This window comes from Psychrosphaera sp. (genome assembly GCF_982872775.1).
Window position 1 is genome coordinate 25,430 of the sequence record NZ_CEYNSH010000020.1, and the last position, 21,914, is coordinate 47,343.

The window sequence follows — 21,914 nt, forward strand, 5'->3', positions numbered from 1 at the left end:
ACTTTGACTTCTTCACCCACTTCGAAAGCTTGTTTTGAAATTGCTGGCCCAATCCACACCGACAGTTCTTCAGCTGGAACCGGCAAACGCTTGACTGTGTTTTCAATTATCCCATCGAGAAGGCCTCGCCAACCGGCGTGAATAGCAGAGACCACCGTTGCGTTTTTATCGACAATCAACAAAGGCAAACAGTCCGCGGTCATTACTGTACAAACTGTATTTGTTCTAGTCGTAAAGGACGCGTCAGCGTCCATATGCCGGCGATACTCATATGGCAATTCAACTGATGATGTCGAGTGAGTTTGGTTGAGCCAATAAGGCTCAGATGGCAACTGGGCTTCTTCCCTTAAGATAGCCCGGTTTGCCATAACTTCGGCCAAGTTATCATCGACATGCTCGGCGATATTAAGGCCAGAATAAGGGGGTTGGCTTACACCACCTTCGCGAGTTGTCGTAAAACCAACAACTCGCTTTTGCGCCGATTCGGTTAAACCTTTAAAGGTAGCCGAAGTCCATATCATCTTGGTTCTCTTTTACGTCTTGTTTTAGTACTTTAACGAGGTGGGTAAAGTCGTCAGGTAAAGGAGCATGGAACTCTAGCTCTTCGCCTGTTATTGGATGATCAAATCGTAACATTGCAGCGTGCAGCGCTTGGCGTTTAAAGCCGCGTAACGTTTCTAAAACCGTCGCTGACGCTCCTTTAGGACTTTGAACTCGACCACCATATTGAATATCACCGACCAATGGATGACGGATGTGTGACATATGGACACGAATTTGGTGAGTACGACCCGTTTCGAGGCGTAAGCGAATGTGAGTGTGCGAGCGGAACTTACTGATCACTCGGTAGTGAGTAACTGACTCACGTCCTACTTCTGATACCGCCATTGAGGTGCGCTTCGTTGGGTGACGGCCAATCGCTTTATCAATCGTACCACCAGCCGTTAGTCGGCCTAAACACACCGCTTCGTATTCACGCGTAATAAGACGTTCTTGCATGTCAGCCACTAATTGAGTCTGAGCCGGAACGGTTTTCGCCACAACCATAAGTCCTGTTGTATCTTTATCGAGTCGGTGAACAATTCCGGCGCGGGGTACTAAATCAATTGCCGGGAAGTGGTGTAACAACGCATTGAGCATTGTACCCGTTTGGTTACCTGCGCCTGGATGAACAACGAGGTTCGCTGGTTTGTTAACGACCATTAAGTGTTCATCTTCGTAAACGATATTTAATTGAATATCTTCTGGCTGATGGTGTACTTCGACTTCCAACTCAGCAAAAATTGTAATACTTTCCGTACCGAGCATTTTTTCACGAGCTTTGGTGACAGGTTTACCGTCAACGATTACTTTTTCGGCTAAAATCCATTCTTTTAGTCGACTTCTTGAATATTCAGGGAACAAATCGGCAATAACCTGATCTAACCGTTTACCAAAATGCTGTTCATTTGCTTGAGCTTGTAGTTCAATAAGTTCTTTGTTCATTGATTTATCATTTGAAATTTGAATTTGCCAGTGCATGACGCAACTGAGTGAGATAGAATGCAGTTAATATAACCATTCTACTCGAATTTTTACTTAACGAGAAAAGAAAACTTTCCAGGTTGAAAATAATGTTGAATATTAAGTTTATCCGTAATTTGAGTTTTATTGTATTGTTGTCCTCAGCGCTTGCTGCATGTACCTCAAACGATGAACTTGAGCGAGTGTCAGATTTATCACCTCAGGCTCGTTATGAAGCTGCTAAAGATCTAATTAATTCAGAGCTTTATAACCGTGCCATTACTATTTTGAATGACTTGGAAAACCAGTTTCCATACGGCCCACTGTCTCGACAAGTACAGCTAGACCTGCTATTTGCTTTGTATAAGTCAGGTCGTTATGAAGAGGCGCTGCCAGCGATTGACCGATTCATCAAACTTAACCCTAGCCACCCGCGTTTGGACTTTGTTATTTATATCCGCGGTCTCGTTAATATGGAAAAAGGGATTAACGCGTTCCAAGAATTCTTTGGCTTATCTAATGCAGATAAAGACTTAGAAGCGGCGCGTGAAGCGTTTGCAGACTTTAAAAAGCTGACGCAGCGCTATCCAGACAGCTTGTATGTTAATGATGCAAAAAGCCGAATGGTTGAGGTTTTAAACCGCCTTGCAAAATATGAGTTACACATTGCTGAATACTACATGACTCGTTCTGCATACATCGCCGCAGTAAGTCGCTGTAAATATGTATTAGAATATTACAAAGACAGCAATGCCGTTGTTCCAGCGTTACAAATCATGATTGATGCCTATGACAAATTAGGTCTAACAGAGCTAAAAGAAGAAGCCGAACTTGTTCTAGCTGCAAACACAGCAAGCTAAGCAAACTTTAGAAAACAAAAAAGGAGCCATCGGCTCCTTTTTTTGTGAAATTTACTTTTGATAAAAATGACCATAACAAGATAACGTTTAATGAAAGTATTGTGACTTGTTTACTTACAGCTAGTCAATTTAAGTTAGCTGGTTGTAGCTACTTCCTCAGCTTTATCAGCGTATAGTTCTTTTAACAACAACATCATCTTCAGTACATCCTGACTACTCAACGAGTAATATACCGTTTGCGACTCTTTCCTTGTCGTTACATACCCCTCTTTTCTCAATAAAGCTAAGTGTTGAGAAAGAGCGGACTGGCCAAGCTGAACACGTTCGGCCAATTCATTCACCGACACTTCACCTTCAATAAGGTTGCACAAAATAAACAAACGATTCTCATTTGCCATCACTTTAAGCAAAGCTAAAGCTTTGGGTGCACACTGGCGCATTTGGTTTATGTTCATGAGGTTATTTCAATACTCTTTAAAACTGAGCTAACTTTTTTAGGTGAAAAGGGTTTTACAATGAATCCACTGGCACCGCTATCAATAGCGGCTTTTACATTGTCCACGCTGCTGTGAGCCGAAACCATAATGACGTGTGTATTACTCTTGATTGATTTCATTTCTTTCAAAATGATTTGGCCGTCAAGATCGGGCAGCTCGATGTCTAAAAACACCACATCAGGCATATTCTGAGAAAACCTCTCTAGCGCGCGACGACCATCCTCAGCATGAATAACATCGACAGCACCTAGTTGATTAAGTGCCTGCTGCAAAAAGCTTCGTACCGAGGGTACGTCATCGACCAGTAAAAACGACGTTTCTGCTATGTTTGACATGAATGACAACCTAGTGTTGTTTTAGACTTCAGGCCGATTCAAATATAGGCCCCTTAAAGTTGGTTAAGTTTATAAAAAAATTAATAACTTTCACAGTAATTTCATCTGTATTTGCTATCTCTGAATCCAACGCGATGGTGTCGGTGGGTATTTCGTATCATAATAATATAAAGCCCAAGTAAACAAACCAACGTCGCCACTGGATACACCATCCAATGATTAAAGTAAGTCAGTACCATGGCCCCTAAAATAATAAGAATAAAAGGCTTTAGTTCATATAATACCTGACCTGACTCATTGTGCTTTCGAGTGGACTCAGGGTCAGTTCTACGAGCGTTTGAACGCATAACCCAAACTAACGCCCCAGCAAAAAAAAGTACAACACCTGAAAGAGTCGCCAACATCGATTCAACAAAACCAATTTCGACAACGCCTACCGACATGTATGTGTAGGGAAGTACTTCGTACACCCCTTTTGGAAACATCATCGTCATCACCTCCTAGCGCGCTTCACTTTCACCCAAGATGGTTTGAAAGTCAGTAGAATTACCCTGATATTTATCTAATGCCATTTTATGGTGGGGATTAACGAGCATAAAAAAGCCTAACTATGAGTATAGACAAGGGATGATTTATGACCAAATGATCATTTTCGGCACAATTAAAACTTTGTATTCCATCAAAGCGTATTAAAATAAAATGATAAGAGTGGTAACCCAATCGACGAGGTAGTTTAAATGAACGATTTTGATATGTTTTTGAAAGAGATGGGTGATGTAAAACCGCTGAAGCAAGATCCCAACGCAAAGGCAAATATTGCCAAAAGTAAAATAAACGACGAGCAAGCCAAACAAAGAAGAGCCAATGCAGAAAAACTGGACGGAGGAGACCCCAACCCTTTAACCACCGAAGCCGTAAAGATGATTGCTCCAGACGATCTTATTTACTACAAAAAAAGTGGTGTGCAAGATGGCGTATTCAAGAACCTGAGACTTGGTAAATATGACATTCACTCAGTGTTAAACATTCAAGGCCAAAGCGTTAAAGAAGCACGTGGCAAGCTATACCAATTTATTAAAGACTGTCATAAAAACGATTTGCGTTCATTGCTAATTCAACACGGCAAAGGCATGCACAACCAACAAGCGACACTCAAAAGCTATGTTAATCAATGGCTAAGAACGCTTGATGAAGTGAAGGCGTTTCATACCGCTCAGGCGTTCCATGGTGGTTATGGGTCGGTATATGTCTTATTGAAAAAAAGCGACGAAGCTCGCATGACCAACAAAGAACGTCACCAAAAGAAAGGGGCTAACCGATAGCCCCTTCTTATTTTAAGATATTGGTCGCACTAGCCAATTAACCTGTAAAGACCAATTGTATTGGCACAATAACCTTAGCCAGTCGAACCTTAAGCGTTAACGCTTTTTAAAGAAGCTCGCAATAATCGATTTACACTCATCACTGCCAAGCAAATGTTCAAAATACTTTAACTCATGACTAATGACGTTGTTTATTTGCTCTTTGTTACCATCGACAATCAGTCCTTTAGATGCTTTAACTGATTGTGAAGGCAGTGAGGCGATGACCTTTGCTTTTTCTTGTGCTAACGCCAATACATTTGACGGAGCGGTAACTGAATTTACTAGATTTAGTGCGGCCGCCGTTTCGGCATCAAAGGTCTCACCTAACACCAATAATTCAAAGGCTTTAACGCGGCCTACCGTCGCTGGCAAAATTTGACTCGATGCAGCCTCTGGGCACAAGCCCAATTTACTGAATGGCAACTGAAAAACACTATTGTCGCCGGCATACACTAAATCGCAATGCATCAGCATCGTAGTGCCAATACCGATGGCTGGACCATTCACCGCGGCAATTAACGGCTTAGATATTGAGACCAACGTTCTCAAAAACTTAACCGTTGGATGCGCCTCAGTCAAAGCGCCACCTTTTAAGAAATCATTTAAGTCGTTGCCTGCAGTAAAACAGCTTTCATCACCTGTAATCACAGCAACATGTAGCTCTTCACTTCGTTCTAATTCTAACAATGCATCCGTCATCTGCTGATACATGGAAAGGGATAATGCATTTTTTTGTGCAAGTCGATTGATAGTAATGGTCATGACACCATTAGACGTACTTACTAAAATCTCTGACATTTGAGGCTCGCTTATTTCGATAGATAGGCTTGTAGACCTGCTTTTTGATAATTAAGTCGGTCAACAGGCTTATGCTAATTGTTGGTAATTGTCTTGATTTATTAACTAACTGTAGCTTATATGGATTTTTTTGAAATGAAAACAAAAAAGCCCCAAGCACAAACTATTGTCTGTGCTTGAGGCCTTTTTCAATGAGGTGTTAACGACATCTAAACGTTAAACAAAAAATTTATAATTGAGTCGCAAAGGTAATCACTGCCAACAAAGCAACGGCAATACAAACGTACCCTAGGCCAACCCCTTTATTGTATGAAGATGAAAACATCTGCATTTCCTTTATTATTTTTATTTGTGGAAACTGGCGTTAATAAATTGTTTTAGCGCAGTCCTTTATGTTGGTAACCAAACGGTTAAATAACCAACAAAATCAGTCTAAATAAAACGAATCCGCATTTCAACACCAGAAGTGAAAGAAACAAAAATTAATTCACTTAGACTGACCAAAGTTGACTCGCCCCTCATCTAATCTCGTCTAACCAAACACACGTTCAACAAACCAATAAAGGCCTACAGCACCGATGACAGCCGACAATGGAATTTGCGCAAACATGCGATAACTTGGTTTTTTACTCCACGCCATCAATAACACAGCAGCTACTGCCAATACGGCTAATTGCCCCAATTCAACGCCTACATTAAAGGAGAACAATGCCATTAAAAACGCTTCTTGTGGCAAACCAAACTCACTTAAAACAGACGCAAAACCAAGACCGTGTAACAAACCAAAAACAATGATCACCCAAAGGCGGCGTTGACTTGCCTCTTCTTGACGAATGTTCTCTACCGCCATCCACGCAATACTCAAAGCGATGAGTGGCTCAACGATATCGCCACTTAGATTAATCAGCCCCAAACTCGACAATGCTAATGTGACCGAGTGAGCTAATGTGAAAGCAGTGACTTGCCAAAACAAACGACCTAAACGAGTCGTAGATAAAAACAAAGCCAATACAAATAAAATATGGTCTAAGCCCAGTGGAATAATGTGAACAAATCCGGATTTAACGTACTTAACAATACGTTCAGAAGATGACAAACCGTCTGATTGCACCTGATTTGATGTCGCGGCCTTTTGCATTGCTTCTAGCATTTCTGGTGATGGGCCTTTTTTAGCGGTCTCATCTGCTTGAACAGGCGCCACTGCTACAAACAGCCCCACCAAAAGCGTCAACATGATTAAAATGTGTTTGAACCAAGTTTGATTGTTCGAGATGGCTGATGGGGTGTTAAAAGATCCTGACGACAGCTCCACTTTTGTATTCCTTATTTAGTTAAACATTTAATTATAAAAATCAGAGCAAATGCTCCACTTCGATGCGGTGTATTTTACCCCTTTATTAGACAAGATTCTCGCCCTATTTGTTGAACCGAACTAACGGAATGGCGCTTTCATCGCAAGGATACTTCTAACGAGTGACCTTTTTTCAAAACATCAGTACACTTGCGAAGTAATTCTATTTTGTCCAAAAATAACAAAAAGGAAACGTATGAAAAACCTATTAAAAAGGACATTCATCAGTGCGTCTATTGCGTGCGTTTTAAGTGCTCCAAGTTTTGCACTTGAATCAGCTGACAAAGAGGCAAAGTGGGACGTCAAAAACCCACAAGGTGAAATGAAAACCATCACTATCAACACCGACGAATCAACCTGGTCTAACTTGGACGTTCACCCAAATGGCAAAACGATCATTTTTGACATGTTAGGTGATATCTACACGATGCCAATTTCTGGCGGCACGGCGACACCACTTGTTTTGGGTTATGACTGGAACATGCAAGCGACCTTCAGCCCTGATGGCAAGAAGATTGCGTTTTTAAGTGACCGTGATGGCATGATGAACCTATGGGTAATGAATGCTGATGGCACAGACCCAGTTCAAATCACTAAAGAAAAAAGCCACACCATTCACACACCACAGTGGAGCCCAGATGGCCAGTACATTGCAGTCACGCGCGGTGTTATGTCTTCGCGTTCAGTGGCAGCGGGTGAAATTTGGTTGTTCCACCACACGGGTGGCAGCGGCACAAAAGTAAAAGCAGGCACTTACGGTGCATTTAACCAGAAGAACATCACTGACCCTAAGTTCTCACCTGATGGTAAATACTTGTATTACACACAAGACATCACGAGCGGTCGCGTTTGGCAATACAACAAAAACTCTACACAAGAGTTGTTCAACATTATTCGTCATGACTTAGATACTGGTGAAGAAGAACGTTATATCGGTGGTGCTGGTGGTGCCGTCATCCCTACTCCATCTCCAGATGGTAAGTACATGGCGTACCTTAAGCGTGAAGACACCAAAACGGTTCTTTACGTAAAAGACTTAAAAACGGGCATTGATACGCGTTTAACAACTGAAATGGAACGTGACCATCAAGAAACCTTTGGCACCGAAGGTAACTACGCTTACTTTGACTGGACGCCAGATAACAAACACATCGTTTACTGGAGTGGCGGTAAGTTTAATAAGATTGACGTTAAGTCTAAAAAAGTCGCTAACATTCCATTCAATGTGGCGGTTGAAAAACAAATTCAACAAGCGGTTCGTGTTCCTGTCGAAGTGGCACCAGAAAAGTTTGATGTTAAACAAGTGCGCTGGGCAACGATGTCGCCAAAAGGTGACAAAATTGTTTACCAAGCATTGGGCAAACTTTATGTTCGCGACGTGAAATCAGGAAAAGTAAAACGCCTGACTCGTCAGGATAGCCACGATGAGTTTTACCCAAGCTTTTCTCGTGACGGTAAATACATTACTTACACAACATGGGATGACCAAGAGTTAGGTACTGTACGTATTGTTCGTTCACGCGGCGGTAAAGGCAAAGTTATCTCAACTGAGCCTGGTCACTACACACAACCTCGTTTCTCTCCAGATGGTGAAAAAGTTGTATTTAACCGTTTCACTGGCGGTTATTTATTATCACCAGAGTGGTCAATGGAGCCAGGCATTTACGTGGCTGATACTGATGGCGACGAGATGACACGTGTTATCAAGTCTGGTGGCGATGCACACTTTGGCGCGGACAACGACTCGATTTATTACACGACTTACCAATCAGGCAGTTACGGTACTAAACGCAAGTTAATGAAAGTTAACTTAGATGGCTTTGATAGCCGCGAGATCTTAAAAGGCGATGAAGTTACCGAATTTAAAGTATCTCCAGATGGTAAATTCGTGGCATTTGTATACCAATTTAATGCGTACATTGCGCCATTTGGTAAAGTAGGCAAGGTTCAATCTATTGGTCCTAAGTCAACTTGGGTACCAGTAAAACAAGCCTCTGCAGCAGCTGGCTCTGAACTGCACTGGTCAGCCGACAGCCAAACGCTTCACTGGTCAAATGCTTCTACTTTGTACAGCCGCTCAATCAAAGAAACCTTTGATTTTGTACCTGGTGCAAAAGAAGAGTTAAGCGAACCAACAGCAGAAGGCATCGACCTTAGCTTTACTGCAAAAGCCGACATTCCTGACTCAGAAGTGGCGTTGGTTGGTGGTCGTGTTGTTACTATGCGTGATGCCGACAACAACCAAGAAGTCATCGAAAACGGTGTCGTATTGGTTAAAGGCAACCGTATTGTAAAAGTAGGTACAGCAGCGGATGTTGCAATTCCAAGCGGTTACAAGACGGTTGATGTATCTGGCAAAACTTTATTCCCAGGTATCATTGATGCCCATGCCCACGGTTCACAAGGCAGTCGTCAAATCATTCCACAACAAAACTGGAAGAACTTCTCTTCTATTGGTTTTGGTGTGACAACGATTCACGACCCGTCAAACGACAACCGTGAAATCTTTGCTGCGGCCGAGCTACAAAAAGCCGGTAAGATTTTAGCGCCTCGTATTTTCTCTACAGGTAAAATCTTATACGCAGGTTACTCGCCAGGTTACACAGCGAAGATCAATGACATCGAAGATGCGCGTTTCCACATTCAACGCACTAAAGAAAACGGTGCAGTGTCTGTGAAAAGTTACAACCATCCTCGTCGTGATACGCGTCAGCAAGTTCTTGAAGCGGCACGTGAGCTAGGTGTTAACGTAGTGCCAGAAGGTGGCGGTAAGCTTTACCAAAACATGACGATGATCATCGATGGTCACACAACACTTGAGCACTCGCTGAACATTCCAACGGGTTACAAAGACTTAACGCAAATGTGGAGCCAAACTGATACGGCCTACAACCCAACATTCGTTGTTGCTTACGGTGGTCTATCAGGTGAGAAATACTGGTACGACAAAACCAACGTTTGGGAAAACGAGCGTCTAATGCGCTACGCGCCTCGTTATATCATCGAACCGGTATCAATCCGTCGTGACACAGCGCCAGAAGATCACTACAACCACATCAAGATTGCAGAATATGCCAAAACATTACGTGATAATGGCGTACGTGTACTAATTGGTGCACACGGTCAACGTGAAGGTTTAGCGGCGCACTGGGAAATGTGGATGATGAATCAAGGTGGCTTCACACCATGGGAATCACTACGTGGTGCAACGTTTGATGCGGCGATTGCCCTTGGTATGGACAAAGACTTAGGTTCGATTGAAGCAGGTAAACTAGCTGACATCGTTATCGTTGAAGGCGACGTGCTTAACGATATTCGCAAGTCTGAGTTTGTCACTCACACTATGTTAAACGGTCGTTTATTTGACGTTAAAACGATGTCTGAAGTGGCAACGGGTGACTTCAAAGCAGAGCCATTGTTCTTCAACCGCTTAAACATCAACGCGATGCCAGCGGCAACAGCACAAGAAATGAAGCAAAAAGAAGAAACCTACCACTGGACTCACCACTAATTAACATTAGTTAGGGCAATTTGATTGCCCATTAAAGCAAAACGCCGGCCTTCAATTGAAGTACCGGCGTTTTTTATTGCTGACTTTTCAAGTGCTTATCTTTAAATAAATGTACGTCGTGTAGGTGTAAACCGTTGTTATAAGAGGCTTCTATCAAATTATTACTTCACAATTAATTAGGTGTAGTTGCTAATATCTCGTACTTAGGCTCAGATGCTTCTAAAAGACCTGGCTGGCAGAAATAGACAAGGTGCGGACGGTGGTGTTTAACTAATTTGAATACCCCTTTGTGCCTGTAGCAGCCTTTTAAAATGATAAGCTTTTATAGTTTTACAAGGTGTGTAATGGACGGCTAGTTTGAATTAGCGTAAGGATTTACTCTTTAGAAAAAGATATGCTAAATAACCTCTTCTACACAAAGCTCTTTGAGAGTACTAATTTCTCTAAATTTGAATTCCGTATTTAAGTTTTCCCCTGCACTATTGAGCCAAATGACAGATAAACCCGCTTCTGCCGCACAACACACATCTAATTCAAAGTGATTTCCGATCATAGTTAAATTAGAAGGTGAAGTGTTCAAACGTTCCGCTATTTTAAAATAGAACTCTTTACCTGATTTTGAAACTCCTAAATTCGCTTTACAAAAATACCCTGAAATAAATACATCTAAACCAACTTTTGCAAGAGCAGCTTTGATATCATCAGGATTTGAGAATGGTGCGCTTGTTGCCACGTATACATCAGCTTTTTTAGACAAAAATTGTAACGCCTCAAAAGCTCCTTCAACTGCCTGAATTTTGGGCCAATTAACCATCTTACCTTTTTGTCCAGCAAACTTAATCATAAGGGTATCACCCCAATCTACCAAATAAATCACGTAAGGAAACCTCGTTAAATAAAAATACTAGAAGTAAGGCTAGTTTTAGTTTAAAGAGCTGACGAAATAGGAACACGCAATATATTTATATGTGACCTATTAGGTTTTTATAGCTCTTTGTTTAGCCTCTAAAAAACCTTTTAAAGGAAATATCTTTTTCATACCTTCTTCTGAATTTAGGTATTCTCGAACAAAAGAGAGCATCCCGTTGAAGGTTATAATTTCTAAATGTGATAACCACAAATATTCATTATCTATTCCAGCTTTCATAACAAAATTCTTGTCAATAAAACAAGAGCACCTTTCAGTTTGCATTGGTTCAGATATCCTCTGTCCATCTTCGTTATAATTGACCATCCACAAGCAACCATCAGGCACAACTACAAAAGGGATTAGAGCTGATTTAAAGGACTCATTTTCGTCAAAACCATCCCAATACGTAAGACCAACTAGGTCATCTGCGGAACTTAAGCATTGGCCCCACTTTTCAAACAACTCAGAATCATTTGCTGTTATAGAGTTATTATGTTGTCGGCCAACTTGAACAGTACTCTTACCAACAGGCTCACCTTCTTTGTATAATGTATATCCATCTCTGATACTCAAACTTTTAGCTCTGGAGTGACGATGTCTATCTATTGCACTTAACGAGCTATTACTAGATATACTGCTATGCACAATTTGGTGGTAGCTTTCAGATTTGTGTCTGGGAACACATGAAACTAGAATTGGAAAATGTTCCCTTATGTTTTTACATTCAATAGCCATTCTAACTCGTTTTTGGCTAATGGTTTTTACCGCTCTAATATCAAATTCCCTAGACTTCTTAGTAACTGGATCTTCATAATGACCTCCATGTTCACAGTGTACTCCGTTTTCTCTTAACATTTTCAATACACGTAATTCGAAGCTAAAGTCAGACTGCGACTCTAAATATTCAAGTAGATCATTAGGAGTTACCTTTTCAGGTTTAAGTTTTGCCAATTATTAGTCCTTTGATGTCGTAATTTAAATTGATTTAGAAAGTTCATGAAGTTATTGAGCCGTAGGCGGAACGCAACCCAGCACTACCTAATAATTACGCTGTTGATTTACTACCTAGTTTTTCCCCAAGGGAAAAAGTAAGTAGTTCCTTCTGTTTCTTTCCATGAATAATCTGGAGCTTTTTGACTAGCTTTTGCGACAGAAGTGCAGACCAAAGATGATGTTTTGATATTATCCCTTGAGTACCCCAGTGAGCATAGTTTAGTAATCATACTTTGAAGTGCATCACCCGACATACAGATATCATCGACAACAAGTATTTTTTTATCTGTGTTTGCACCAATAATATCAGGGATAATTATTTTCCATTTATTACTTTCAAGTATTGCAGAGTTTCCAGTTTGGAATTGATTAGTTCCGGTTTCTTTCCACTCTAAAGATCCAACAACAACTAAAGGTTCATGAGTAAATTTTTGTGATAACAATTCGGCTAAAATTCCACTTTTTCCGCCTGGTGTGTAAACAATATCAGGATGAAAATGCACTCCTTTTATGTAGTCAGCAATGTCTGACGTAGCGGCGAATAAATCTTCAAAATCTAACGAAACTTTGGATTTCTCAAGGTTAGCTGATTTTTTACCAAAATAAATTGAAGTTCCTACGCCGATGGCGCCAATTACCCCAAACAATATTGTTAATAGTAGATTTATATCCATATTCATTCCTTTGAAAAGAGAGTTAAAAAGTTCGAAAATACTAGATAAAATGATAAGAGAGTATTTGACGATACATAAAATAAAACACTTAAATATGTTTAACATTTTAGCTTTAGTAATTCTACAAGTTATTACTATTGTCGGAACAGTAACTGCAAGCTCTCTTATAGGAAACCTAATAGGCCTCCATTACCCAATGCACATCAACTGAAACTTAAACATTGTTTTGGCGCTTGAGTGAACAATGAAATATAAAATTCAAACGTATATAAAACGAGACTTTAAAGGGGTAAAATACACAAATGAATTTACATCTGTGTATATTCACAGCTGTAAAGTTTACACCTTACAGTGATAATTAAATGAAATGCTCTCGTGGCAATAAAGTAAACTACAGTGAGCTGCCGTTATAGCGTTTTATTGATCTGGCCCTCAATATTCATAAATGGCCGCTAAACGTACTCTAAAGACCTTCAGGTGTATAAGCCTGAACCTTGTTTACGTGCGGTGGACCTCCCGTCACAGTTCCGCCAATGATGTAACTCACGCCATTTAATGTTGTCGCGCCAGCGTGCCTAACAGGAGACAGTCCACAATCTAACTGTTGCCATATTTGAGTGGCAAAGTCATAAGAGAAGCAATCGGTCAAACTGTTGTAGTTACCAAATGAGTATAACTTTCCATTATTTACGGTGACGGCGTGTGCACTTATCCCTTTTGGTAAGTCTGGTAAGGTTTCCCAGCGGTTTTCAGATAATGAATAACGTTCAAAGCTCGACAAAGACGCCTTACCGTCGTATCCACCAACTGTATACAACCAGTCATCAAAGATGACCGATTTGGTTGCTTTGCCTTTTGGCATCTTAGCGCCGACTCGCCACACCTTAGTTTTTATATCGTAAATAAATACGTCATCAATATATTTAGTCCCTTTTCTCAAATGTTGAGAGCCGCCTAATACATAGATCTTACCTTGGTGGTACTGTGCCGTATTAATACGAGTTGGCATCCTAAAAGACCCTAATCGTGTCACGCTTTTTGTTTTGGTATTAAATACTTCGAAGGTGGGGTTTCGAAATACTTCGCCCGGAAAAAAGGTACTTTCTCCTACCCCACCAATCAAATAGATGGACTCGTCTCCATCGAAAACAGCCGAATGATAAAAGCGGCTAGTAATGGCATTTTCTAACACTTCAATTTGGCCAGTCGTTGGGTCGATGATCTCGACCGTTGTCGTTCCAGACATATTTTTGCCAGCACCACCTAAAACATATATACGTTGACCATCATTCACAGCTGCCAAGCCAAATCGCGCTTGGCTTAATTCAATATTCGGTTTGTTGGATTGTGTGGCACAGCCTGTCAGAAAGAGTATGAGGGCCAAACTTAACCACTTAATCAGATGTGTAATCTTGAACATTGTCATTGATGAGCCTTCCTTGTTCTTTAGAAATGTAAAATATGAACTGATTGAAGTACAAGCACATTAAAACAAAAAGCCCCGTTTAAAACGAGGCTTTGTTTTTTCAATTTGTAACCGAAGTATACAGGTCACGCATTCAAATTTAGTACTTAGATACCATGTTCTCTAATGAGATAACTTTGATCTTATCTGCATTACCCGCTGTACCAAATGCTTCGTAGCGGTGCTCAACAATTGCTTGCATCGCTTCTACTGTTTTTGACAGGTATTTACGAGGATCGAATTCAGCTGGGTTTTCTGCCATAAATTTACGAACTGCACCCGTTGATGCCAAACGTAAGTCAGTATCAATGTTGACCTTGCGAACACCGTGCTTGATGCCTTCAACGATTTGCTCAACCGGCACACCGTAAGTCTCAGGAATGTTGCCACCGTATTCATTGATAATTGCCAACCACTCTTGAGGAACCGACGACGAGCCGTGCATTACTAAGTGAGTGTTAGGGATCTTTTTGTGAATCGCTTTAATGCGATCAATCGACAAGATGTCGCCTGTTGGTGGACGAGTGAACTTGTAAGCACCGTGTGATGTGCCACAGGCAATGGCTAGTGCATCTACATTAGTTTTTGCAACAAAGTCAGCGGCTTCATCAGGGTCGGTTAACATTTGCTCTTTAGTTAACTTGCCAGCAGCGCCAATACCGTCTTCTTCGCCAGCTTCGCCTGTTTCAAGTGAACCTAAACAACCTAATTCACCTTCAACTGATACACCACAAGCGTGGGCCATTTCTACTGTACGACGCGTCACGTCTACATTGTACTCGTAGTCTGATGGCGTTTTGCCGTCTTCCATCAATGAGCCATCCATCATAACTGATGAGAAACCTAATTGAATTGAGCGTTGGCATACTGCAGGAGAAGTACCGTGATCTTGGTGCATACAAACTGGAATATGTGGGAACTCTTCAATTGCCGCAAGAATCAAATGACGTAAAAATGGTGCACCAGCGTACTTACGAGCACCGGCTGATGCCTGAACAATTACCGGACTATTTGTTTTATCTGCCGCTGCCATGATGGCACGCATTTGTTCAAGGTTGTTCACGTTAAATGCCGGAACACCGTAACCATGTTCAGCTGCATGGTCCAATAATTGGCGCATTGAAATTAAAGCCACATTCCACTCCTATCGGGTTTGTTTGATCAGTATTATTCCAAACTGTTACCAGTCTTGTAACTTGTTTTGTAATTCTACACACCAACTTTCAGAAAGTCTTTCAACTTTTGTTTTTATTTTTGGAGTTAAAGTGAAAAAGCTGGATAGCCAACTTTACAGAAGTTTATTAGTTGACATTAAAAACCGCCACTAAACCATAGGTCAAACCTAATAAAAAAGAGACTTTGCGAGTTCATTTGGGTATTCAAGCGGCAACATGTGCCCTTCTCCTTCAATGTGAATCACTGAAATTTTTGATGATAAATTTTGTAACCATTCATAATTAACAAGAGGATCATCGTTTGTTATCACAAAACTGATATCAAAATTTTCACTCGCTCGGTTGATATCATCAATGCTGTTTGTTCGAGCTCCTGTAAATGTCAGTTGGTGGATGAGGTTGTCTTTGCCGAGATCTCTATCCATTTCTTGAATTAGCTTTATGATGGCTTGGTTTTGATGTTGCGAAGGGCCAAGTAATTGACACACTCGCTCACGGCTAACACCAGAGTAATCATTGTTTTTTAAGTGAGCCAAAATCCGCCGACGTTGTTTTAGCTCGACTTCTGGAAGAGACGTAGGAGTGTGAGAAACAATGACAAATTTTAATGGCAATAGTGTTTGCAAAGACGTTTGGCGTTGCAATAACTCACTTTGATATTCAGCCAAGTACCTAGCAAGTACATAGCCGCCAAGAGAAAAACCCAACACCATTAACGTGTTTGCACTTGAGGTTGAAGTTACATTTGAAATTAAGGTTGAACTAGAGCCTTTAGTTGAAAGCGAAGGAGACGTTGAACCCAAAGCTGAACTCGTTTGACGCTCTGTCTGTATTGAGTCCAAATAATTGATGATGGTGTTATGTAACAATTCTAACACTTCATCTAAGCTTTGATTTGGCAGTGGCCAATGCACAGGCTCAATGCAGTGCGACTTAATTTGCGCTAATTGAGGCTGTAGGTAAGTCCATAATTTTCCATTACATTGTGTACCAGGTAACAGTAGTAGTCTTGTCTTATCCATTGCCATTCTGTGGTATCGTTATAACTATTGGCTACCCTAGCACTAACAGGATGTAGATTTGAATAAAAATAGCTCAAAATTAGCCTTTGAAAACAAACAAGACCCGAACTGTAGGCAGTTCTCCCTAAACTGTGACTTGGGAGAAACTGACAAGATCTCAAGCGCCAGTATCGAACATAAAGTAATGCCACTAATCGATATGGCGAATATTGCCTGTGGCGGACACGCTGGTAATGCACAAACAATGAGAGCGACATTAGAGCTAGCCAAACAATATAATGTCACGCCTGGTGCTCATCCTAGTTACCCTGATAGTGCTAATTTTGGTCGCGTCTCAATGGACTTGTCTCAAGCTAAATTAAAAGCGTCAATTGAAGAGCAAATCACAAACCTGCTGACAATAAGCCAACAACTACAATATCCAATTCGCTACGTGAAGCCCCATGGCGCGCTATACAATGATATGGCCAAACAGCATTACATTGCCGAACTTATTGTAGAGGGGATTGCAAATATCAATGCCAGGTTCGATGTCGAACTAGCATTAATGACGATATCTGGAAGCATTGATTCAGTCACTCCACTGGCTGCTCAAAAAGGAGTTAAGTTAATCGCAGAAGCATTTAGCGACAGGCGTTATTTAGATAACGGCCAACTTACCCCACGAAAACTCGAGTCAAACAATACCAACCCTGCTGCTGTACTCGATACTGAAGAGTCGCTGTTTCAAGTCATGTCACTTTTAGATGGCTACGTAATCAGTGATACTGGAAAGCCAGTTAAGATAAGTGCGTCGACAGTTTGTGTGCATGGCGACAACCAAGCCGCACTAAGTACACTATCGACATTAAAAATGATGATGGCTTCTCCATTTACATTTAGCCGCCCTAGCCCAGACAGTTTGCTCATCACTTTGCACGATGGTGAGCATCAACACCTTCTTACAGAGGTGGCTTTGCAATTAACAGAGACAAATACAGGTCAATACGTTTGTATTACACCTGCATTTAATACTTTGTTTATTGAAGCCAAAACGGCTCAAATCGACACCATATCGATGATAAATAAAACAATTTGTTTGTTTAAAAATCTGCTGACCGAACAGCAGAATAAAAATTCAACGCATCATACTCTGCCAATCTGTTACGAGATAATGACCAGCCCGGAATACCAAACTTACAATGATATTCCAGCGATTAGCGCTGCAACGGGATTGTCATCTAGTGAAATTACAGAAATGCATGCCAACACAAAATTCAAAGTTGAAGCCATTGGCTTTTTGCCTGGTTTTGCTTATATGTCTGGTTTGCCTGAACAATTAAACATACCTAGAAAAGACGATCCTCGAAAAAGCGTTCCTCAAGGTGCGGTAGCAATCGCCAATGGCAAGAGCTGTCTTTACCCACAGTCGTCGCCAGGTGGCTGGAACATTTTAGGGCTTTGTCCCACTTTGGTCTTTGATCATAAAAATAACTCAGCGCCTTTGCTGTATTCCGTCGGTGATACGGTTTCATTTTATCCAATTAATACTAATGAATACCTCGCTTTAACTAAAAACAATGAGTCAAATTGTGAGCTCGATAATTTAAGCCAACCTGAGTCTTCTTTAGGGGCCGCGGAAGACACATTACAAAGTCTTAAAGTAACTAAATGCTCCGGTAATATCACCGTTCAGGATTCGGGACGACTTAACGCCAGTCACTTAGGGCTCAGTGTTGGTGGTGCCGCCGATAAACACTCGTTTCATCTAGCTAATCGCCTTATCGGTAATAATAGTGATGCCAATACACTCGAAATCCTATTTGGAAACACTCAGTTTGAGTGCCTAAATGATGTCGTAATCAGTATTACTGGCGCAAAGGCAAAGGTGCAGATCAATGATCAATCGGTTGACATGTGGTCAACCTTGTATCTTAAAAAAGGGGATGTTCTAACAATTGGTTATGTACAAAAGGGACTAAGGATTTATCTCGCAGTACAAGGCGGCATTCTAGCGAAACAGTTTTGGAACAGCAGTGCAACCGTCTTAAAAGACAATATCGGTACTCAGCTTTCGCAAGGCTCAGTTATTTGCGTCGATATTAACGAGCAACAAAAATCGGCACAGTCAGTCGAAACCAAACATAGGTCAGCCTCTCCTGATGTCATTCCAGAATTCAGTAGTGAAATAACGGTACGATTTGTTCTCAGTAGCCAGTTTCAATTATTTTCTGATCAACAAATTAATGCATTTACCAGCAACAACTTTATTGTGTCACCGCAGTCTGACCGAATGGGTGTTCGCTTAACAACGGATAACGAAAATGCATTACTGGCACACCAAATAGATCTTGAGTCTGAGGGACTAGGTCTAGGCGCCATTCAAATTCCGCCAAACGGCGAACCTATCGTGATGCTTGTTGACCGTCAAACCATTGGTGGTTACCCAAAACTCGGTTATGTCGTCGCAGAAGATTGTGACAAATTGGCGCAAGCCCAAGCCAATACAAAAGTCACCTTCAAGCTTATTAATCATCAACAAGCCAAACAAGAACGAACAATATGCGCTTAGGACATCGACTGCAAACACTCGCTGATATGGTCACTGACCAATACCAAACCGTTTGGGATACGTGTTGTGATCACGGCTTCCTCGGTGCCGAGCTACTCAAGCGCAAACAGCAAGGGCAGTTACCAAACTTAAAACAACTACATTTTGTCGATATTCAACCAGATATCATTGAGCAGCTGCACACAAAATTACAGACGTTTTTTCCAATGTCTGAAAACGATAAGTGCCCGGAAAATGTTGGAGCGTCAGATAAAACTGAAAAGTCAGAAAGTAGCGAGAAGCCCAAAAAAGCTGAGTTCGGCAAAAACGCCGTGTGGCACACTCACTGCCAATCGGTTTCTGATATTTCATTAGCGAACTGCAGTGGCTCGCAACTGGTCATTATCGCTGGTGTAGGCGGCGATTTGGTCACCCAATTTATAGAAGAGCTACATCAAAAATATGCTGACTTAGAATTAACCTTTTTGCTGTGCCCTGTTCGACAAATACCTGAATTGAGGCAACGACTATTTGAATTAAAGTTTGATCTTTTAGATGAAAAGTTAATTACCGAGAACAAACGTTTTTATGAGTGTCTTTTGGTAAAAACAACGTCTAACGCTCAACCTAAAAGTGAGGTATCTACGATAGGCCAAAAGATTTGGTCGATTAACAGCTCTGAGCAATCATCAAAAGAACGGCCTGACATTGCCGACGAATTAAAGATTAAGATTAGTTACGCTAAAAGTATGTTGTCTCACTATCAGTCTGCCGCCAAAAACCCAGCGCAAACTCAAATAGCTAGCCGTTTGGCTGACCTTTATCGAACCAAGCTGGATGAATTGTTGTCAGCAGAATAAAGACAATAATTGAGTGAATTTGAAGTGTTGTAATAAAAAACGCCGCGTTTGTTCATCTGCGGCGTTTTAATAAGCTAAGTAGTTATTTCGGATTTATGCGTCTAGTAGACGCGTTAATCCGTTATTGCTTTTTCAAACAGAAGTCATATGCACCACTGCCTGAGTACGAGTAGATATCAAAATAGAAATAACCCGAACCACTGCTGTAGTTAATAACTTCATTAGAGGTCGATGTTTCAGAACGACTCACTTCCGTCCAGCTACTGTTCAACCATTTGAATAGTTTTAGGTCAAAATCAGCGCTGCCAGGCCCATAAAGCTCACCGCTATGAGTACCGGAAGTAGAACTATAATAATAATTACCATTTGGCTCAATTTCGTTATCCCCTGTGCCTGTTAAATTCCCTGTATATTTGGTGTAACCCGATGGGCAACTCGATGGTGTGCCACCACCGCCTTGTGCCGCAACGACAGCTTCATACGCATCGACAATACCCGTACCACATTGGCTGCAGCTTCCTGGAAATGAACGAGCAGTCGATTTAAGCGCTGACTCAACTTCGTCTGGTGTAATAGAAGGATTTGCCGCATACATCAAAGCAGCCACACCAGCAATGTGAGGCGCCGCCATACTAGTACCTTGATAGAACGAGTAGTTGTCTGAACCCGGTGTTGAAGTACCCGAGTTTAACGTCGACAGAACACCGTTACTTGCCGTTTGCGTTTCACCACCTGGTGCAGCTAAGTCAACGACACTGCCGTAGTTTGAGTAGTAAGCACGGTTACCACCTCGATCAACCGATGCAACAGTCACAACACCACTACAGCTAGCAGGCGTGTAGTTTTGTGCGTTCGCGTTTGAGTTACCTGCGGCAACAACAACGGTACTGCCGTTAGCACGTGCTGTGTTGATCGCCGATTGAGTCGTAGAAGGACAAGAACCAGAGCCACCAAGACTTAGGTTTAACACTTCTGCAGGATTGGCATTTGAAGGAACACCAGAAACAGAGCCGCCTGATGACCAAATGATGCCATCCGCAATATCAGACGTGTAACCGCCACACTTACCAAGTACGCGTACTGGAACTATATCAGCGTCCCATGCCACACCAGCGACACCTTGGTTGTTATTGGTTTCTGCAGCAACTGTGCCGGCGACGTGCAGTCCATGCCAACTAGAGTTACTTGCAGGTGAACCCGAGTAACATTCATTTGCCGCTACCCAATCACCTGGGTCTAACGCATCGCTATCACGACCGTTGCCGTCGTTACCCATAGTTGGGTCACTGACGAAATCATAACCTGGAAGAATTTTGCTGTTGATATCGACGTGATTGCGATAGCCAGTATCGATAACGGCCACCGTCACACCTGCACCTGTAGATAAATCCCAAGCCGCTGGACCATTGATGCCAGCTGTCGACTCAAAATAATGCCACTGCTCTGAATAACGCGTGTCATTTGGAACAGCTTGCGGAGTTAAAATCGCATCGAGTTCGGCGTACATAGTCACCGCAGAGCGATTCATCATTGCAATAACCGAGTCTCTCATTTTTGCATCAGTAACACCTGACAACTCAACCACTTGTGCACCTGTAGCAACGTCTTTTACTTTGGCAAAAGAAACTCCAAGTGGAGAAAGTACAGTACTCAGCTCACTTAATTCTTGTTGTGGATTTAATTTAACAATGACACGAAAGTTGTTTTCGTTTACATCGCCCATTGCAAACGCCTGCATCGATAACAATGATGCGCCAATTACGCTCGCTTTGAGACTTCTTATATGTTTGTTTTTCATAGTTTCCTCTGAATCTATTCTTATATTTATAACCTGCTCGAAATTCAAGCAGGACAATCAGTTAAGCAAAGGAAACGAACATACGTTATGGGTGATAACCCTCATGGCAAGAATGGGATTCCCCCTATTTTTAGACTTTTTACCTAAATTGGAGAAGAATTTTAAAATAATTACCTTAAATAAAAACAAATTTAAAAACAGAAAGTTATAAAAATGCATAAAAAAACGCAGGCAAACTATGTATGTTTGACTGCGTTTTGATGTAATT

At 41.5% G+C, this 21,914-nt stretch carries 19 protein-coding genes; 5 read left to right on the forward strand and 14 right to left on the reverse strand.

The window, feature by feature from the left end:
• Together AC4E96_RS07740 and rluD are read right to left on the reverse strand one after the other, a co-directional pair.
• A partial coding sequence (locus AC4E96_RS07740; protein ID WP_490255408.1) for a purine nucleoside phosphorylase YfiH/LACC1 family protein occupies positions 1–521 on the reverse strand: 521 nt, incomplete at its 3' end.
• Positions 496–1,485, reverse strand: a complete 990-nt coding sequence (rluD, locus tag AC4E96_RS07745; RefSeq protein WP_488033578.1) for a 23S rRNA pseudouridine(1911/1915/1917) synthase RluD — start codon at positions 1,483–1,485, stop codon at positions 496–498. The genes rluD and AC4E96_RS07740, both read right to left, overlap by 26 nt.
• A 128-nt stretch (positions 1,486–1,613) precedes the next feature.
• Here rluD and AC4E96_RS07750 point away from each other — a divergent pair, with 128 nt between their 5' ends.
• Positions 1,614–2,363, forward strand: a complete 750-nt coding sequence (locus AC4E96_RS07750; RefSeq protein ID WP_488033577.1) for an outer membrane protein assembly factor BamD — start codon at positions 1,614–1,616, stop codon at positions 2,361–2,363.
• Positions 2,364–2,497: 134 nt separating this feature from the next.
• Here the strand turns inward: AC4E96_RS07750 and AC4E96_RS07755 are convergent, their stop codons facing one another.
• The 3 genes from AC4E96_RS07755 to AC4E96_RS07765 all read right to left on the reverse strand — a co-directional run bounded on the left by AC4E96_RS07755 (position 2,498) and on the right by AC4E96_RS07765 (position 3,683).
• Positions 2,498–2,818 (reverse strand): ArsR/SmtB family transcription factor, encoded by a 321-nt coding sequence (locus tag AC4E96_RS07755; protein WP_488033576.1) that lies wholly within the window; start codon positions 2,816–2,818, stop codon positions 2,498–2,500.
• Positions 2,815–3,195 carry a response regulator gene (locus tag AC4E96_RS07760; protein WP_488033575.1) on the reverse strand — a complete coding sequence of 127 codons (381 nt, stop codon included), beginning with the start codon at positions 3,193–3,195 and terminating at the stop codon, positions 2,815–2,817. Before AC4E96_RS07760 ends, AC4E96_RS07755 begins: the two co-directional genes overlap by 4 nt.
• Positions 3,196–3,296: 101 nt before the next feature.
• Positions 3,297–3,683: a hypothetical protein gene (locus AC4E96_RS07765; RefSeq protein ID WP_488033574.1), complete on the reverse strand. Its 387-nt coding sequence runs from the start codon at positions 3,681–3,683 to the stop codon at positions 3,297–3,299.
• 249 nt (positions 3,684–3,932) lie between these two features.
• Here AC4E96_RS07765 and smrA point away from each other — a divergent pair, with 249 nt between their 5' ends.
• Complete coding sequence (gene smrA / locus AC4E96_RS07770) at positions 3,933–4,517, forward strand: DNA endonuclease SmrA (protein ID WP_488033573.1); 585 nt, start codon at positions 3,933–3,935, stop codon at positions 4,515–4,517.
• Between the two features lie 96 nt (positions 4,518–4,613).
• Here the strand turns inward: smrA and AC4E96_RS07775 are convergent, their stop codons facing one another.
• Positions 4,614–5,357, reverse strand: a complete 744-nt coding sequence (locus tag AC4E96_RS07775) for an enoyl-CoA hydratase (protein WP_490255409.1) — start codon at positions 5,355–5,357, stop codon at positions 4,614–4,616.
• A gap of 532 nt (positions 5,358–5,889) precedes the next feature.
• Entirely contained in the window at positions 5,890–6,669 is a 780-nt protein-coding gene (locus AC4E96_RS07780; protein WP_490255410.1) for a HupE/UreJ family protein, read from the reverse strand.
• Positions 6,670–6,904: 235 nt separating this feature from the next.
• On the opposite strand from AC4E96_RS07780, the gene AC4E96_RS07785 reads away from it, so the two are divergent.
• Positions 6,905–10,219 carry an amidohydrolase family protein gene (locus AC4E96_RS07785; RefSeq protein ID WP_490255411.1) on the forward strand — a complete coding sequence of 1,105 codons (3,315 nt, stop codon included), beginning with the start codon at positions 6,905–6,907 and terminating at the stop codon, positions 10,217–10,219.
• A 397-nt stretch (positions 10,220–10,616) separates the two neighbouring features.
• Here the strand turns inward: AC4E96_RS07785 and AC4E96_RS07790 are convergent, their stop codons facing one another.
• The 6 genes from AC4E96_RS07790 to AC4E96_RS07815 all read right to left on the reverse strand — a co-directional run bounded on the left by AC4E96_RS07790 (position 10,617) and on the right by AC4E96_RS07815 (position 16,458).
• Positions 10,617–11,063: an HAD family hydrolase gene (locus tag AC4E96_RS07790; RefSeq protein WP_490255412.1), complete on the reverse strand. Its 447-nt coding sequence runs from the start codon at positions 11,061–11,063 to the stop codon at positions 10,617–10,619.
• A gap of 132 nt (positions 11,064–11,195) precedes the next feature.
• Positions 11,196–12,080, reverse strand: a complete 885-nt coding sequence (locus AC4E96_RS07795; RefSeq protein WP_490255413.1) for a hypothetical protein — start codon at positions 12,078–12,080, stop codon at positions 11,196–11,198.
• Positions 12,081–12,190: 110 nt separating this feature from the next.
• Positions 12,191–12,796: a phosphoribosyltransferase family protein gene (locus AC4E96_RS07800; RefSeq protein ID WP_490255414.1), complete on the reverse strand. Its 606-nt coding sequence runs from the start codon at positions 12,794–12,796 to the stop codon at positions 12,191–12,193.
• A gap of 463 nt (positions 12,797–13,259) precedes the next feature.
• On the reverse strand, positions 13,260–14,222 hold the full coding sequence (locus tag AC4E96_RS07805) for a Kelch repeat-containing protein (protein ID WP_490255415.1): 963 nt from the start codon (positions 14,220–14,222) through the stop codon (positions 13,260–13,262).
• 139 nt (positions 14,223–14,361) lie between these two features.
• On the reverse strand, positions 14,362–15,396 hold the full coding sequence (gene fba, locus AC4E96_RS07810; RefSeq protein ID WP_488034036.1) for a class II fructose-bisphosphate aldolase: 1,035 nt from the start codon (positions 15,394–15,396) through the stop codon (positions 14,362–14,364).
• Positions 15,397–15,603: 207 nt separating this feature from the next.
• Positions 15,604–16,458 (reverse strand): alpha/beta hydrolase family protein, encoded by an 855-nt coding sequence (locus AC4E96_RS07815; RefSeq protein ID WP_490255416.1) that lies wholly within the window; start codon positions 16,456–16,458, stop codon positions 15,604–15,606.
• Between the two features lie 58 nt (positions 16,459–16,516).
• On the opposite strand from AC4E96_RS07815, the gene pxpA reads away from it, so the two are divergent.
• Together pxpA and AC4E96_RS07825 are read left to right on the forward strand one after the other, a co-directional pair.
• Positions 16,517–19,009, forward strand: a complete 2,493-nt coding sequence (gene pxpA / locus AC4E96_RS07820) for a 5-oxoprolinase subunit PxpA (protein ID WP_490255417.1) — start codon at positions 16,517–16,519, stop codon at positions 19,007–19,009.
• Positions 19,000–19,848, forward strand: coding sequence for a tRNA (adenine(22)-N(1))-methyltransferase TrmK (locus AC4E96_RS07825; protein ID WP_490255418.1), 849 nt, complete (start codon positions 19,000–19,002; stop codon positions 19,846–19,848). The genes pxpA and AC4E96_RS07825 overlap by 10 nt, the downstream gene beginning before the upstream one ends.
• A 121-nt stretch (positions 19,849–19,969) precedes the next feature.
• Here AC4E96_RS07825 and AC4E96_RS07830 read toward each other — a convergent pair whose 3' ends face one another.
• Positions 19,970–21,646, reverse strand: a complete 1,677-nt coding sequence (locus AC4E96_RS07830; protein WP_490255419.1) for a S8 family peptidase — start codon at positions 21,644–21,646, stop codon at positions 19,970–19,972.
• Positions 21,647–21,914 lie beyond the last annotated feature (268 nt).

Bases quoted from the DNA above. Each gene is read 5' to 3' on its own strand.
- rluD (WP_488033578.1), bottom strand. From the start codon at position 1,485: ATGAACAAAGAACTTATTGAACTACAAGCTCAAGCAAATGAACAGCAT.
- AC4E96_RS07750 (WP_488033577.1), top strand. From the start codon at position 1,614: ATGTTGAATATTAAGTTTATCCGTAATTTGAGTTTTATTGTATTGTTG.
- AC4E96_RS07755 (WP_488033576.1), bottom strand. From the start codon at position 2,818: ATGAACATAAACCAAATGCGCCAGTGTGCACCCAAAGCTTTAGCTTTG.
- AC4E96_RS07760 (WP_488033575.1), bottom strand. From the start codon at position 3,195: ATGTCAAACATAGCAGAAACGTCGTTTTTACTGGTCGATGACGTACCC.
- AC4E96_RS07765 (WP_488033574.1), bottom strand. From the start codon at position 3,683: ATGATGTTTCCAAAAGGGGTGTACGAAGTACTTCCCTACACATACATG.
- smrA (WP_488033573.1), top strand. From the start codon at position 3,933: ATGAACGATTTTGATATGTTTTTGAAAGAGATGGGTGATGTAAAACCG.
- AC4E96_RS07775 (WP_490255409.1), bottom strand. From the start codon at position 5,357: ATGTCAGAGATTTTAGTAAGTACGTCTAATGGTGTCATGACCATTACT.
- AC4E96_RS07785 (WP_490255411.1), top strand. From the start codon at position 6,905: ATGAAAAACCTATTAAAAAGGACATTCATCAGTGCGTCTATTGCGTGC.
- AC4E96_RS07790 (WP_490255412.1), bottom strand. From the start codon at position 11,063: ATGATTAAGTTTGCTGGACAAAAAGGTAAGATGGTTAATTGGCCCAAA.
- AC4E96_RS07800 (WP_490255414.1), bottom strand. From the start codon at position 12,796: ATGGATATAAATCTACTATTAACAATATTGTTTGGGGTAATTGGCGCC.
- AC4E96_RS07805 (WP_490255415.1), bottom strand. From the start codon at position 14,222: ATGACAATGTTCAAGATTACACATCTGATTAAGTGGTTAAGTTTGGCC.
- AC4E96_RS07815 (WP_490255416.1), bottom strand. From the start codon at position 16,458: ATGGATAAGACAAGACTACTACTGTTACCTGGTACACAATGTAATGGA.
- AC4E96_RS07825 (WP_490255418.1), top strand. From the start codon at position 19,000: ATGCGCTTAGGACATCGACTGCAAACACTCGCTGATATGGTCACTGAC.
- AC4E96_RS07830 (WP_490255419.1), bottom strand. From the start codon at position 21,646: ATGAAAAACAAACATATAAGAAGTCTCAAAGCGAGCGTAATTGGCGCA.